This is a genomic window from uncultured Gemella sp. (genome assembly GCF_963525875.1).
Lineage (GTDB): Bacteria > Bacillota > Bacilli > Staphylococcales > Gemellaceae > Gemella.
In genome coordinates this window covers 21,624-37,332 of sequence record NZ_CAURMG010000005.1, presented here as the reverse complement: position 1 = coordinate 37,332, position 15,709 = coordinate 21,624, and the positions used below count along the sequence as shown (strand labels likewise).

General features: G+C 29.8%; 13 protein-coding genes. 11 read left to right on the top strand and 2 right to left on the bottom strand.

The genetic code is table 11. The features are described 5' to 3' along the window. The first annotated feature begins 134 nt into the window (after positions 1 to 134). Positions 135 to 1,394: a Glu/Leu/Phe/Val dehydrogenase gene (locus RWQ73_RS01770; RefSeq protein ID WP_314406415.1), complete on the top strand. Its 1,260-nt coding sequence runs from the start codon at positions 135 to 137 to the stop codon at positions 1,392 to 1,394. A gap of 48 nt (positions 1,395 to 1,442) precedes the next feature. On the opposite strand, the gene RWQ73_RS01765 is transcribed toward RWQ73_RS01770, so the two are convergent. Both RWQ73_RS01765 and RWQ73_RS01760 read right to left on the bottom strand, forming a co-directional pair. Next, complete coding sequence (locus tag RWQ73_RS01765) at positions 1,443 to 2,270, bottom strand: acetylxylan esterase (RefSeq protein ID WP_314406414.1); 828 nt, start codon at positions 2,268 to 2,270, stop codon at positions 1,443 to 1,445. Between the two features lie 9 nt (positions 2,271 to 2,279). Further along, a complete protein-coding gene (locus RWQ73_RS01760) occupies positions 2,280 to 3,206 on the bottom strand; it encodes an alpha/beta fold hydrolase (RefSeq protein WP_314406413.1) in 927 nt (308 codons plus the stop codon). 213 nt (positions 3,207 to 3,419) lie between these two features. Here RWQ73_RS01760 and RWQ73_RS01755 point away from each other — a divergent pair, with 213 nt between their 5' ends. The 10 genes from RWQ73_RS01755 (at position 3,420) to RWQ73_RS01710 (ending at position 15,597) form a co-directional block, all read left to right on the top strand. Next, on the top strand, positions 3,420 to 4,721 hold the full coding sequence (locus tag RWQ73_RS01755) for a hemolysin family protein (RefSeq protein ID WP_314406412.1): 1,302 nt from the start codon (positions 3,420 to 3,422) through the stop codon (positions 4,719 to 4,721). Positions 4,722 to 4,934: 213 nt separating this feature from the next. After that, positions 4,935 to 5,789: a pur operon repressor gene (purR, locus tag RWQ73_RS01750; protein WP_314406411.1), complete on the top strand. Its 855-nt coding sequence runs from the start codon at positions 4,935 to 4,937 to the stop codon at positions 5,787 to 5,789. Continuing rightward, on the top strand, positions 5,782 to 7,164 hold the full coding sequence (gene glmU, locus RWQ73_RS01745) for a bifunctional UDP-N-acetylglucosamine diphosphorylase/glucosamine-1-phosphate N-acetyltransferase GlmU (RefSeq protein WP_314406410.1): 1,383 nt from the start codon (positions 5,782 to 5,784) through the stop codon (positions 7,162 to 7,164). Before purR ends, glmU begins: the two co-directional genes overlap by 8 nt. Positions 7,165 to 7,426: 262 nt before the next feature. Continuing rightward, positions 7,427 to 8,734 carry a DRTGG domain-containing protein gene (locus RWQ73_RS01740; RefSeq protein WP_314406409.1) on the top strand — a complete coding sequence of 436 codons (1,308 nt, stop codon included), beginning with the start codon at positions 7,427 to 7,429 and terminating at the stop codon, positions 8,732 to 8,734. Positions 8,735 to 8,750: 16 nt separating this feature from the next. Beyond that, positions 8,751 to 9,743, top strand: a complete 993-nt coding sequence (locus tag RWQ73_RS01735; protein WP_314406408.1) for a bifunctional oligoribonuclease/PAP phosphatase NrnA — start codon at positions 8,751 to 8,753, stop codon at positions 9,741 to 9,743. 354 nt (positions 9,744 to 10,097) lie between these two features. Next, the gene (locus RWQ73_RS01730) at positions 10,098 to 11,111 is read left to right on the top strand and encodes an ATP-binding cassette domain-containing protein (RefSeq protein ID WP_314406407.1); all 1,014 of its coding nucleotides are present in this window, start codon (positions 10,098 to 10,100) and stop codon (positions 11,109 to 11,111) included. After that, positions 11,111 to 11,773, top strand: coding sequence for a methionine ABC transporter permease (locus RWQ73_RS01725; protein WP_314406406.1), 663 nt, complete (start codon positions 11,111 to 11,113; stop codon positions 11,771 to 11,773). The genes RWQ73_RS01730 and RWQ73_RS01725 overlap by 1 nt, the downstream gene beginning before the upstream one ends. A gap of 326 nt (positions 11,774 to 12,099) precedes the next feature. Next, positions 12,100 to 12,978 (top strand): ribosome biogenesis GTPase YlqF, encoded by an 879-nt coding sequence (ylqF, locus tag RWQ73_RS01720; protein WP_314406404.1) that lies wholly within the window; start codon positions 12,100 to 12,102, stop codon positions 12,976 to 12,978. Beyond that, entirely contained in the window at positions 12,968 to 13,741 is a 774-nt protein-coding gene (locus RWQ73_RS01715; RefSeq protein WP_314406403.1) for a ribonuclease HII, read from the top strand. The genes ylqF and RWQ73_RS01715 overlap by 11 nt, the downstream gene beginning before the upstream one ends. Continuing rightward, positions 13,738 to 15,597, top strand: a complete 1,860-nt coding sequence (locus tag RWQ73_RS01710; protein ID WP_314406402.1) for a ribonuclease J — start codon at positions 13,738 to 13,740, stop codon at positions 15,595 to 15,597. The genes RWQ73_RS01715 and RWQ73_RS01710 overlap by 4 nt, the downstream gene beginning before the upstream one ends. The last annotated feature ends 112 nt before the right edge of the window (positions 15,598 to 15,709 follow it).

The following is a 15,709-nucleotide window of genomic DNA, read 5'->3' as shown; positions in this document are numbered from 1 at the left end:
TTGACGTAATAAAAATAAATATATAAAAAAGTTCTTATAAATTTAAGTTTACAAAATAGAGGTATATTTGATATAATTAGGGTAAATAAAATTACATTATAAATGTAAAATTAACATTCTAAGGAGATGTAGCTATGAATAATAATCCATTGGTTAACGCAAGAGAACAAATAAAAGGTGCTTGTGAAGTATTAGGTTATAAAGAAGAAGTATACGAATCATTAAAAGATCCTCAAAGATTTATTGAGATTTCAATTCCAGTTAGAATGGATAATGGTGAGGTAAAATACTTCAAAGGTTTCCGATCACAACATAACGATGCGATTGGTCCTACAAAAGGGGGATTAAGATTTCACCCACTTGTAACAGCAGACGAAGTAAAAGCATTGTCAATTTGGATGACGTTTAAATGTGCGGTTGCTAATCTACCATATGGTGGAGGTAAAGGTGGTATTATCGTAGATCCGAAAGATTTATCGAAAGGTGAGTTAGAAAGACTTTCTAGAGGATATATTAGAGGATTATACAAATATCTAGGTGAAAAACAAGATGTCCCTGCACCAGATGTAAATACAAATGGTCAAATTATGTCTTGGATGATTGATGAATATAATGTCCTTACAGGAGAACAAGGTATTGGTACTTTAACAGGTAAGCCATTAGAATTAGGTGGTTCATTAGGAAGAACACAAGCAACTGGATATGGAGTTGCACTTGCTGCGAAATTAGCATTAGAAAAATTAGGGAAAATGACACAAGGTGCTAAATTTGCTGTTCAAGGATTTGGTAATGTAGGAAGTTATACTGTGGATACTGCCGTTAAATTTGGTGCAACAGTTGTTGCAGTAACTGAACGTGATGATGATGGTGTACAATATGCAGTTTACCGTGAAGATGGATTATCTTATGCTGAACTTCAAGAATGTAAAGATAAAAAAGTTAGATTCCACACATTGCCAAATACAAAACGTCTAACTTTAGATGAGTTCTGGGCTTTAGATGTAGATGTACTTTGTCCATGTGCTTTGGAGAATGCTATTGATGCTAAAGAAGCAAACTTAATTAAAGCTCCTGTTATTTCAGAGGGAGCTAATGGTCCTGCAACATTAGAAGGTGATAAAGCGTTACGAGAAAAAGGTGTTGTAGTAATTCCTGATATTCTTGCAAATAGTGGTGGTGTAACTGTATCTTACTTTGAATGGGTCCAAAACCTACAAGGATACTACTGGACTGAAGAGGAAGTAGTTGAAAAACAAGCAAGAGTAATGACAAAAGCATTTAATGATATTTGGGAAGTAAAAGAAAGATTTGATATCCCGATGAGAAAAGCTGCTTATGTGAACTCTATTGAAAAAATTGTTAAAAATATGAAGCTAAAAGGTAAATTAAGCTAATAACAAATAAAGAATCGACATGAGATATCTCGTGTTGATTCTTTTTTACTATTTAGTTGCTAGGGTTTCAAGTATGTAATCATCGAATTGGTGTTGAAATATTTTTTTATTATCCAAAAATTTATAATGTTGAACTGTGACATTTTTAAGTGATTCGACTAATTTAAATTGAGCCTCAAGAGGTGTTTTAGGACTTAGATATGAGAGTGCATAGTGAACTTTTTGTTTAATGAGGTTGCTAATATTAAGTATATCAATCAAGTCTAGTACGTTATATAGATAACTAATTTTTTCTGGAAAATCAATTTCAAAATTATGTAACTTTTTAAATATTGGATTTTTTTTGTTTTGAATATAAGTATTTTTTATATCGCAAAGTGAACAATCTTCTATAAAAAGTTCTATAACTGAATTAAAATACTTAGCACAAACTAAGCTAATCGCAGCACCTTGGCCAAGACCTGTTAAAATTATATCTTTTTTTGGAAACATCATCTCAGTAATATGGATAGTATCTAATGCATCTTGAAATACTAGATTATAGTAGGGAATCTCGTTGTTACAATCTAGAAATGGGAAATGAGAACAAGGTGTATTGTTTTCACTGTTACCAGCTTGACCTCTAATATGAAGTGATACTAGTGCGTAGTTTAACATACTATATTTTGATAGATTTAGAAAATCTTTATTTTTAACTTTATATTCAGGGAAATCGACGATAACTCCTTTAATATTAGAGCTTGGTATGACTACGTCTAATTCAATTTTTGAATTATCTTTCCCAAAGAATTTTATTTTCTTATACTGAACAAATGAATGTGAAATATTTACTATTTTTTCTTCAAAGTTTAATTTTCTATATTTTTCTAATTTCATTTTTTGCTCCTATATCTCTTTTTGTAAGAAGTTAACTATTTCGTCATTGAAATTTGGAATATTCTCGTGATAGTACTTTTTGTAAATACATGCTTTCTTTCTACAGTTAATATTATTAAACACTTTTTGTTGGGTTTCTTTTGGACAATCTTCATCGAGATTAGAAATACCGAATAAAGTATCGCATTTTAAAAGTTTAGCAAAGTTTAAAGTATCTATGTAATAAAGATTATTTAAAAAATATTTAGTATTTTGTCCTTTGGTATTAAACCAACGTCCATGATGAGTAAATTCTGAATATGCGTTGTTCCTGTTATCTTTTTCATAAATATATTCAAAGTTAGAAAGGAAAGGATAAAGACTAATGCATTTTGTAACATTTTTGTTTAATGCAGCAAACATTATAGAAAAAGCTCCACCTTGAGAAGCACCGTAGCTAATGAAATTTTGTGAATTTACTCTATCAAATGTTGAAATAATTCTAGAAAGAATTAGAGTATCTAGTATATTTTTAAAGAAAATCATATCTTCTACATCTTCATCAATTCCAATGCTTAGATGCCCAAAAACTGAAGGAGAAGAATTACTTTTGTCTTTACTTAATCCCCCTTGATTTCTAAAATCTATAGCAACTACATCGTAACCCAAAGATGAAAATGTTGATTTTTCCAGCCAGTTTCTATTTGATGCTGGATAACCGTGGAAGTAAAATAAGACAGGTATGTTTTTGTTTGGGTATAGAGTTCTATATTTTATATTTTTTATGTATTTAGCGTAGATTTTTGAATTATCATAACTACGAAATGATAAATGATAAAATTCAATATCTTCAAATTTTGAAAATGAAGTTTTTTCTAATTCATAACAAAGTTGAATAGTATCAATATATTTTACCTTTTCATCCCAAAAATTTTTAAATTCAAGTATTTTATCCATAAGCATCTCCAGTTTAACGTTTTCATATATTTATAGTATCATCTAGCAAGTGAAATTTCCATTAATAAGAATTTTAATAGGGTATTATTTAGATTTATCTTAAAAGAAGTTGGACATAGTATAGATAGTATAACAATTGAAAAAAAAGTTTATATGTAGTAAAATTATTTATTAATGACTAAAAAATAAGGAAAGAGGTTAAATTAAAACTATATGGATCTCAGTATCTTAATTAAAATATTAATAATAGTATTGTTACTTATTGCCTCGGCAATATTTGTAATGTTTGAATTTGCTCTTGTTAAACTTAGACCTACAAGAGTAAATGAATTAGTAGAATCAGGAAATAAGACAGCTAAAATTTTGGTTGTAATGGTAGAACAATTAGATCATTACTTATCTGCTACTCAGTTAGGTATAACGATTGTTTCTTTAGGTTTAGGTTGGATTGGTGAGGCTACATTTCATTCGATGTTTAATCCGATATTTTCTTTATTAAATCTTAATGAAGCGATAACTCATACAATATCTTTAGTAGTATCATTTGGATTTATGACACTACTGCATGTGGTTCTAGGAGAATTGGTTCCTAAGACAATAGCTATTCAATCTGCAGAAAAAACTTGTTTACGTGTAGCTTGGCCAATGTATATGTTTGATAAAGTAATGCGTCCATTAGTTTGGCTACTTAATTCATTAGCTAATGTTATAGCGAAAATGTTTGGATTTGAACCAGCTTCTGAACATGATGATATTCATAGTGAACAAGAACTAAGAACAATTATGAAGTCTTCAAGAGCTCATGGTCAAATTAACGATGTAGAGTATCGTTATGTAGAAAGAGTCTTTGAATTCGATAATAAAATTGCTAAAGAAATCATGACACCTAGAACAGAGGTGGAAGCTATTGATATGAGTGATTCATTGGCGATAATTATGAGACAATTAAAGCAAGAAGAATATACTAGATATCCGGTAATAGAAGACGGTGATAAAGACCAAATTCTAGGTATATTAAACGTTAAAAAATTATTATTTGCTGATAAGCCTCTTGAAAACACAAAAGACTTAGAAGAATATATTACGCCAGCTATAAAAATTTTTGAACACACACCTATTTCACAAGTATTAGCAACTATAAAGCAAAATAGAGAACATATGATTGTTATTACCGATGAGTATGGAGGAACTAGTGGAGTCGTTACTTTAGAAGATATAGTTGAGGAAATAACTGGTGAAATTCGTGATGAGTTTGATGAAGATGAACAAAGTTTAGTAAAAAAACTTAAAAATGGACATTATTTAATTGATGGATGGGTGCCTATTCAAGATGTGAATGCTTTATTCCACGTTCAATTACCTCATGAGGAAGTTGATACGATTGGTGCTTATGTTTATTTAGTAAAATATGAAGCGAAAGTTGGGGCAGTGTATTCAATTGATAAGTTGACTTTTGTAGTAAGAAAGGTTGAAGAAAATCAAATACGAACTTTAGAAGTTTGGAAAGAGAAATAGACAAAAAAGGAAGAGATAGAAAGAAAAAGCTATCTCTTCTTTAATTTTCAATGTGAATAATAATTATAAGTTACTTTAAATGTACTTAAAACTTCATGGTTTATCTTTACTATTCCGAACAATAGTGGTATTATATACATATAATATACGAATAAATATATTGAATGTATATAGTGTGGTAATTTGCCAAATATGCTATGTAAGGAGTATAAGATGAAGTTAAAGAGAAGTGAAAGAATAGTAGTAATGACGGAATATTTATTAAATAATCCTAATAAATTAATTCCATTAACATATTTTGTTTCAAAATTTAATCAGGCCAAATCTTCAATAAGTGAAGATATACACATAATAAAAACAGGTTTTAAAGAAGAAAACATCGGTGAAGTAAAAACTTTAGCTGGAGTAAGTGGTGGAGTTATTTTCACACCAACTTTGGTAGAAGATGATGCCAAGAAAATTCTTAATGATTTTATGGTGAAAATTAATGATGGTAATCGTTTATTAGCAGGTGGATATATTTTTATGTCTGATATAATAGGTGATCCTAGTTTAATGAATAAACTAGGAAGAGTAGTAGCTACTGTATATAAGAATAAAGAAGTTGATGCAGTAGTGACAGTTGCTACGAAAGGAATTCCTGTTGCGTATGCGATAGCTTCAATTTTAAATAAACCTGTGATAATTATTAGAAGAGATAATAAGGTTACAGAAGGAACTACAGTTGCGATTAATTATGTTTCTGGATCTACAAAGAAAATAGAAACAATGATTTTGTCAAAACGCAGTTTAAATACAGGGTCAAAAGTTCTATTAGTTGATGATTTCATGCGTGGAGGCGGGGTTTTAACAGGTATGGAAAGTCTGATGAATGAATTCGATGTTGATGTAGTAGGTAAAGTAATTATTACACAGTGTTTTGATTCGCCAAGAGAACATGAAGATGATTATCTGTATTTATCAAAAATAGAAAATATTGATGAGTTCAAAGGAACTTTTGATGTTAAACTGGGGAATGTTATAGAAAAATTACGTCAAGTAGAAAAAGAGGATGTTGAGAATGAGTAATAATAGATATGCAGTAATATTAGCAGCAGGTAAAGGGACGAGAATGCAGTCTAAACTATATAAAGTTCTACATAAGGTATGTGATAGAACTATGGTTGAGCTTGTATTGGATAGTCTTAGTGATTTAGAAATGCAAGAGGTAATTACTGTAGTTGGGCACGGTGCTGAAAGAGTAAAAGAAGTGCTAGGGGATAGAACTAAATTTGTTCTTCAAGCGGAACAATTAGGTACTGCTCATGCAGTAAAAGTTGCAAAGGATGAATTAAAGGATAAAGAAGGTACTACTATAGTAATGTATGGTGATACTCCATTAATTCGCTCGGAGACTATTAATAATATGTTAGATCATCATGAAAAAATGAATGCTAAAGCAACAGTTTTAACAGCAATAGCTGATAACCCATTCGCTTATGGACGTATAATTCGTGATGTAAATGGTAATTTAGTTAAGATTGTTGAAGAAAAAGATGCTACTGAACAAGAGAGAAAAATAAAAGAAATCAATTCAGGTATTTACTGTTTTGATAATAAACTTTTATTTGAAATGCTAGAAAAAGTAAAAAATGATAATAATCAAGGTGAATATTATCTTCCTGATGTTCTTGGTTTAATTCGTGAGCAAAAAGAAATAATTGAAACGTATCTTTGTGATGATTTCGATGAAACTTTCGGTGTTAATGATAGAGTAGCCTTAGCTTATGCTGAAAATGTAATGAGAAATAGAATAAACACTAAACATATGTTAGCAGGGGTAACTTTAGTTGATCCTACGAATACCTATATTGCACCGAATGCAGTTATTGGTCGTGATACAACTATTTATCCAAATGTAACAATTAAATCAAATACTATTATTGGAGAAGATTGTCAAATTAAGCCTAATTCATATTTAGAAAATGTACAAATAGGAAATGGTGTAAAAGTAATTTCCTCAACAATTAGTGATTCGAAAATTGGTGATTATACAAGTGTAGGACCATATTCACATATTAGAAATAATTGTGAATTAGGAAAAAATGTTAGAGTTGGGAATTTTGTTGAATTGAAAAATACAACTTATGGAGATGGATCTAAAACAGCTCACTTAAGTTATCTTGGTGACACTGAAGTTGGAAGTAACACAAATATAGGTTGTGGAACAATTACTGTTAATTATGATGGAAAAAATAAATATAAAACAAAAATTGGTAGTGATGCATTTATCGGGTGTAACTCGAACTTGATAGCCCCACTAGAAATAGGAGATGGTGCTGTTGTTGCTGCAGGAACTACTGTAACAGAAAACGCACCAGATGATGCATTAGTAATAGCTCGTGTTAAACAAGAAAATAAAGTAGGTTATGCAAAAAAAATGCCTGCTGGAAGAAAATCGTAAAATATTAAAGTGTAATATATTAATAATTGTTATAGTAAAAAAAATTAAAAAGAAACTGTATCAATAAATTAGTTAAAAGAACTTTATTTTATTACATTACTTTTAAAATTATATAGGAATAGATGAAAGGTAAGTAAAATAACTTATCTTTCATCTTTTTTTGTCTTGAAATAGTTAAGTAAAAAGTATATAATTACATATGTAAAGAATGTGTTATAAATAAAATGTTTGTATTATAATAAAAATACAAGGAGGAAGAATTATGAAATCAAAGCACCAAAAAATATTAGAATATATAAAGAGCTTACCTATTGGAAGTAAAATATCAGTTAGACAAGTTGCTAAAGAATTAAAAGTTAGTGAAGGAACTGCATATCGAGCAATTAAAGAATCTGAAAATCGTGGGTTTGTTTCATCTATAGAGCGTGTAGGAACAGTTAGAATTCAGAAAAAAGAGAGAGATAATGTTGAGAAACTATCGTATTCTGAGATCGTAAATATAGTAAGTGGACAATTAATTGCTGGTCGTGGAGGAGTCCATGAAATTGTTCAGGATTTTGCGATTGGGGCAATGGATTCAGAACAAGTAGGTCAACATATTAGAAAAGGAACACTATTAATAATAGGTAACCGCCCGAAAATTATTGAGATGTCTTTAGAAAAAGGATGTGCTATTTTAGTAACAGGAGGATATGTTCCTAATGATTCTATAAAAGCTTTAGCTGACAGCAAAAATTTACCATTGATTATAACACCACATGATACATTTTCAGTAACGCATTTAATTAATCGTGTAACAAATGACCAAATTATTAAAAGAGATATTATTACAGTTGAAAGTATTTATATAAAAGTAGAAAGTTTATATACAATTAATTTAAATAATACTGTAAAAGATTGGTATGATCTTCAGTTAGAAGTCGGACATACTAGGTATCCTGTAGTTAATGAGTATGGAAAATTAGTAGGTATAATAACAGCACGTGATGTATTTTTACAAGATAAAGATGCATTAATAAAAGAAGTAATGGAAAGAAAAGTTGCTACTACAACTATAGATACACCAATATCATCAGTAGCTAACACGATGTTATCTGAAGGATATGAATTGATGCCTGTTATAGATTCTAAAAATACACTATTAGGATTAGTAACTAGAAAACTCGTTATTAATTCATTGTTAACGAATAATAGATTCCAAGAAGGACATAATAATGATACATTTGATGAAATCATGAGAAAAGGAATAGTTCCAAGAGCTGATGGTTTGCAGGTTAAGGTTATTCCTCAAATGTTAGATCAGTTTGGGACATTTTCAAGCTCGGCATTATTAAGTATAATAGATGAATCTATTCATATAACTAGCTACAATTACAATAGAAGCGAAGTGTTGATGCAAAATACTACACTTTACTTCTTGAAATCTGTTCCTTTAGATAGAACAATTACTACAAAAGTCAATATTTTAGATATTGGACGTAAAACAGCTAAGTTCGATGTAGAAGTATATGATAAGACAGAGTTAGTTGCAAAAGCTATGGTAACTTGCCAAGTATTCCAAAGAAATTAGAGAAAGAAGAAATTAAATGAGTACAAACTACGAAAAGTTATATGAGGAGATTTTTCAAAAGATAAAGGAAAATGATAGTATTATTATACATAGACATGAAAGACCAGACCCAGATGCTTATGGATCACAAGGTGCTATGTATCAACTTATTAAGGAAAATTTTCCCGAAAAAAAAGTAATTACTGTAGGTAAAGATTCTCCATCGTTGGATTTCTTATTTAAAAATTCAGAAGTAACAGAAGATGATTATAAGGATACGTTAGTAATAGTTACGGATACAGCTAACTTCCCAAGAATAGATGGGAAACTATTTACAAAAAACAACTTTCTTATAAAAATAGATCACCATCCACCATTAGATAATTATGGATGTATAAATTTGGTGAATACAGAAGTTTCATCGTGCAGCGAATTAATATATAATTTTTATGAATATTTAAATAGTAATTATGATATAAAGTTAAATGATGAAGCAGCTAAATTATTGTATCTTGGCATCGTAGGTGATACAGGAAGATTTTTATTCCCAAATACTTCTAATGACACTTTAAGGGTAGCTTCGGAATTAATAAAATATGATTTTAATATGAGTGCTCTTTTAGATAAGATGGAAATAATTGGTGAAAATATTATGCGTTTTAGAGCATTTATTTTTGAAAAATATGATGTTTATCAAGATGGTGTTGCATATCTTAAAATTACTAAGGAAGATATGGATAAATATGGGGTTGATCCAGGAGAAGTATCTACAGGAGTTAACTTACTTAGAAGTCTAAAAGATTTATACGCGTGGTGTTTTGCTATTGATGAAGGTAATAAAGTACGTGTTCGTATCCGCTCTAAAGGTCCTGTAATCAATACTCTTGCTGAAAAATATGCTGGTGGAGGTCATCCATTAGCCAGTGGGGCAACAGTGAAAAATTGGGAAGAACTGGATGATTTACTAGATGATATGGCTAATGTGGTAGCAAAATATTTAAGAGAGAATGAGATTAAAATCGAAAACTAGGATGTTATTTTCAGAATTTTTCAAAATGTTTTCAAAAATTCCGCTTGACACAAGAAAAATATAGTGTTATACTAATTAGAAATTAATAGAAACCAATACTCGTATAAGTAATAGATGGAATTTTTTAAGAGAGTACCGTGAGCTGTGAAGGTATATTATGAAATTTATGAAGATGGTTCGAGTGGTTAATAAGGTAAACTAAATTGTAAACTTTGTTCGGTGGTCCACGTTATAGGATAGACTATGTTAGTAGTTGTAACAAGTAAAATATAAGGTGGTACCGCGTATGACGCCCTTATTCTGGATATCAGAGTAAGGGTGTTTTTTATTTTCAAAAAGAGAAAGGAGATAGACATGATTGAATTAAAAAAAGTTAATAAGATATATAATAATAAAGTTCATGCTCTAAAAGATATTAATTTAAAAGTTGAAAAAGGTGATATTTACGGAATTATCGGTTATTCTGGAGCTGGAAAAAGTACGTTAGTAAGGCTGTTAAACGGACTTGAGGTTGCAACAGATGGTGAGGTAATCATTGAGGGTGATGACTTTAATAAAATAACTGAAGAGCAACGTCGTTTAAAACGTCAAAGAATTGGAATGATTTTCCAACACTTTAATTTATTATGGAGTAGAACAGTTGCTGAAAATATTGCATTTCCATTAGAAATTCTTGGGAAATCAAAAGCTGAAATTAAAGCAAGAGTAGAGGAATTGGCAAAATTAGTAGGTTTAGAAGACAGATTAAATGCTTATCCGTCTCAACTTTCTGGGGGACAAAAACAAAGAGTAGGTATTGCACGTGCACTGGCAGGTAATCCTTCAATTTTACTTTGTGATGAAGCTACGAGTGCCCTTGATCCAGAAACAACAGCTGAGGTATTAAATTTAATAAAGGAAATACACCACAAAACAAATATTACAGTCGTTTTAATTACACATGAAATGAATGTTATTAAGACAATTTGTACAAAAGTAGCTGTAATAGATGGTGGAACAATCGCTGAGGATGGATTGGTTTCTGAAGTTTTCTATCATCCAACACAAGAAGTTACGAAAAAATTCTTATCGCAAACATCATTCGCATCAGAGTTTGAAGAAAGAGAAAATATTGAAGAGTGGAAAAAAGTATTTACTGATGGAGTTATTATTAAATTTACCTTTGATAATAATACATCGAAAAAACCAATTCTTAGTACATTAGTACGAGAAATAGATTTTGATTTTAATATAATTAATGGACATATTGATAAAACGGCGAATGCTAATATTGGTACGTTATTTGTTCAATTAATTGGATCTAAAGAGAATACTGATAAAGCAATTTCTAGACTAAATGAACTAGGTATCTTAACGGAGGTGTTATAATGTTTGATTTTTCAAGAGTTAATTGGATTAAAGTACAAGATAAAACAATTGAAACACTTATTATGACTTTTGAGTCATTGATTGCGGTGTTTGTAGTAGGATTATTTTTAGGGTTATTATTATATTTAACATCTAATAGTAAGAGTACTTTTGGACGTGGTTTTTACGCTGTTGTTACTGCAATAGTTAATATATTTCGTGCAATTCCGTTTATCATCTTAATTGTATTATTAATTCCATTTACAAAGGCTTTAGTTGGTACAATTATTGGAGTTCAAGCAGCGATTCCTGCACTTATTATTTCTGCAGCACCATTCTATGCTCGTTTAGTAGAGATTGGTTTACGTGAAGTAGATAAAGGGGTAATCGAAGCTGCTCGTGCAATGGGAGCAAAAAATACTACGATTATTACAAAAGTTTTAATTCCAGAGAGTTTACCAGCGATAATCTCAGGGCTAACTGTTACAGCTATCGCTTTAGTTGGTTCTACAGCTATGGCAGGTGTTATTGGAGCTGGAGGTCTTGGTAACTTAGCTTATTTAGATGGGTTCCAACGTAATAATAGTACTTTAACATTTGTTGCGACAGTGTTAATTTTAATCATCGTATTTGCTGTTCAAATACTTGGAGATACGATTGTTAAGAAAGTAGATAAGAGATAAAATTAATGAACAAGGTAGGAAAAGCTATCTTGTTCTTTTTTATTAAAAAAGGGAATATTTAAAAAAGTATTTGAATGAAAGGAAGTAGCTTTAAGATATGATCTTGGAGAAATTGATATTGTAGAGCCACCTACACATAGTCTGAATATAGTATTTTTTTAATTTGAGATATTTTATGTAACACTAGTTAAAAATTTGAGAATATTAACGTTTTACGAATAATTGATGACAAAATAGGTTAAAAATATTTAAAAATGTGGTAAAATAATAAAGACTGTTTAAAATAAGAAAAATTTAAAAAAATAAGAAGATAAGGAGTTGGATTTATGGTTATTCAATGGTTTCCAGGTCATATGGCTAAGGCAACAAGAGAAGTTAAAGAAAAGTTAAAACTAGTAGATATAGTTTTTGAATTAGTAGATGCACGTTGCCCACTTTCTTCACATAATATGTACTTAGATGAAGTGGTAAAAGATAAGAAAAAAATAATTATATTTAATAAAATTGACTTATGTGATAAAGCTGAGACGGCAAAATGGAAAAGTTATTTTGAGAGTAAAGGATATACAGTAGTTTATACTGATGCAAAAAATAGTAATAATCTGAATAAAGTTATCGATAAAGCTAAAGAAGAACTTGCAGAAAAAATAGCACGTCAAGTAGCTAAAGGAATAAAACCAAGAGCGATTAGATCAATGGTAATCGGTGTTCCTAATGTTGGAAAATCAACATTTATCAATAAACTAATTAAGAAAAATGTAGCTAATACAGCTAATAAGCCGGGTGTTACTAAAAAACAACAGTGGTTGAAGCTAAATAAAGATATAGAATTATTAGATACACCAGGTATTCTTATGCCTAAGTTTGATAATCAAGAGATTGGGAAAAAATTAAGCCTAATTGGTTCTATAAAGGATGATATTACACCGCTTGATGATGTAAGTTTATATTTAATAGAGTTGTTAAAACAAAGTTATTTAGAGAATTTAAATAATCTTTATAAAATAAATGTTACTAGTGATGACGAAAATGTAACTATTATGGAAAAAGTAGCCGAAAAGAGATTTAAAAAAATTGGCGGTGACTATGATTATGATTCGACAATTAAGTTGTTGATTCAAGATTTTAGAACACAAAAATTCGGACTTATTACACTAGATAATTACAGTGATTTATTAAAAAAAGAGGGACAAGATGAAAATTAGTGAGGTAAAAGAACTCTTGAATCAGGAAAATATTTCCGAAGAAATATTAACTGAGTTAAAAAAAGATGAAAGAAGCGGAGTTCAGAAATTACTTGTAAGCTATACTAAAAAACAAGAAAAAAAACTTTTTTATAAAAAAGAGTATGAAAAAAAATCATTTTATGAAAATAAATGTTATAATAGTGGGTGTAAGTATATTTGTGGAATAGATGAGGTAGGAAGAGGACCACTTGCAGGACCAGTAGTCGCTGCAGCTGTAATTTTAAAACAAGATAGCTATTTCGAAGGATTAAATGATTCAAAAAAATTATCAGAGAAAAAACGTGAAGAATTATATGAACAGATAAAAAAAGAAGCAGTAGCATATGCAGTTTGTGAAGTTGATAATATTGAAATAGAAAAATACAATATTTATAATGCAGCTCGTATTGCAATGCAAAGGGCAGTAGAAAAGCTAGCTGTTAAACCAGATTTCTTACTTATAGATGCTATGCCATTTGAGAATTATCCAATACCGAATTTTAGTATGGTAAAAGGTGATGAGAAAAGTGTTTCTATTGCAGCAGCTTCGGTGATTGCTAAGGTTTATCGAGATAATTTAATGAAAGAATATGCAAAAAAATATCCGCATTATGATTTTGAAAATAATGCTGGGTATGGAACAAAAAAACATTTAGACGGTTTAAAAGAACATGGTGTTACACCGATTCATAGAAGAGATTTTGAGCCAATAAAATCAATGATACAAGGAGGAAAAAAATGAGTAATAATAATGGAATAAGTATTGCTAAAAATATACAAAAAAATAATAAGAAAAATAATGCTCAGCAAAGTAAGAAAAGTAATAATAAATCTATAAATACAAACAAAGTAGTAACAAAAGAACAAAGAAATAAAAAACAAGTAGTTAAGAATATAAATAATACAAATAAAGCTAAAATTCAACAAAATAAATCTAAAAAGTTAGCTAAGATTCGTATAACTCCATTAGGAGGAGTAGAAGAAGTAGCAAAAAACATGTACATGGTTGAAATTGGGGACGAGATTTATGTTCTTGATGCAGGGTTAATGTTTCCTGAAACAGAGATGATTGGTATCGATGCAGTTATACCTGATATTAGTTATTTAGTACGTAATAGACAAAAAATTAAAGGTATATTTTTATCTAATGGGCATGTGAGCTCAATGGGAGCTGTGCCATATATTATAGATAAATTAAAATGTCCTGTTTATGGTTCTAAATTAACTATTGATTTATTGAAAAATCATCTTAAGCAACTAGGTATTAAAAGAAGAATTAAGTTTTATTATGTAAAAGATAATAATAAGTATGATTTCAACAATGCAAGTGTAACATTCTTCAAAACTACATACTCAATGCCAGACTCTTTAGGTATTTGTATTGAAACAAGTCAAGGAAATATTGTATATACTGGTGAGTTTAAATTTGATCAATCAGTAAGTAAAGAATATAAGTCTGATATAGTAAAAATTAGTACATTAGGTCAAAAAGGTGTTCTTGCTTTACTGAGTGACTCAAGTAATGCCAATGTTAAAGGTTATAATGTTCCTGAGAATGAAGCGGCTGAACAAATTGATAATGCATTTTATCAAGCTAATAAACGTATTATAGTTACGTGTTATGCGTCTAACTTTTTAACAATTTCTCATATAGTAAGAGCTGCATTAGTACAGAATAGAAAGATTTTACTTTTAGGGCAAGCTATTAAAGCCTCTATTAATACTGCTAGAAATATGAATTATTTACAAATTGAAGATAGTAATTTAATTTCTATTGAAGAGTTAAAAAACTATCCACAAAATGAAGTATGTATTCTTTCTTCAGGTGATCAAGGTGAACCGATAGAAGCTATGAAAAATATTGCTGAGAAGAAAATAGAAGGTATTCAAATCGAATCTGGAGACACTATTATGATTGCAGCTACACCTTCACCAAATATGGAAGTGATGTTATTCCAAACTCTTAACTTATTAGTTAAACTTGGGGCAAATGTAGTGACAGCTTCTAAACGTCTTCACGCTGCTAGCCATGCAACAAAAGAAGAATTGAAAATGATGTTAAATATGCTTTTGCCAAAACACTTTATTCCAGTTCAAGGAGAATTTAGAAATCTTCGTAAACATGCTGAGATTGCAGCAGAGACAGGGGTAGTTGCTGAGAACATTCATATTTTAGCAAAAGGAACTACTCTAGAGTTAAGTGGTAATAAATCTAAAACATTACAAAATAACATACCAATTGGAAATATACTGGTTGATGGACGTGGTATTGGAGATGTAGAAGATAGTGTATTAAAAGATAGAAAACTATTATCAAATGATGGAATCTTCGTTGCTTCATATGCAATTAGTAAGAAAGAGAAAACTCTAGTTGGAAGGCCAGTTATTCAAACTAAAGGTTTTGTCTATGTTAAGAAGAGTATGGAACTAATTAAAGAAGCGGAAGAAAAAGTAATCGAGTACTTAGAAAACAATCCAATTAAGAGTATTAGAGAGTGTGCGGCCGTAAAAGCTGAGATTAGAAGTATGCTTTCAAGCTTACTGTATGATAATACTAAGAGAAAACCAATAATAATAATTAACTTTTCATTAATTTAGTAATGAAATATAACGGGAAATCAGAATAGGGAACATCTCAAAGGGGCTGCCCCAAAAGTCTTAAATTTTAACAAAGTGTATATGAAATCTCATAGATGCAGTAGTTTATTTA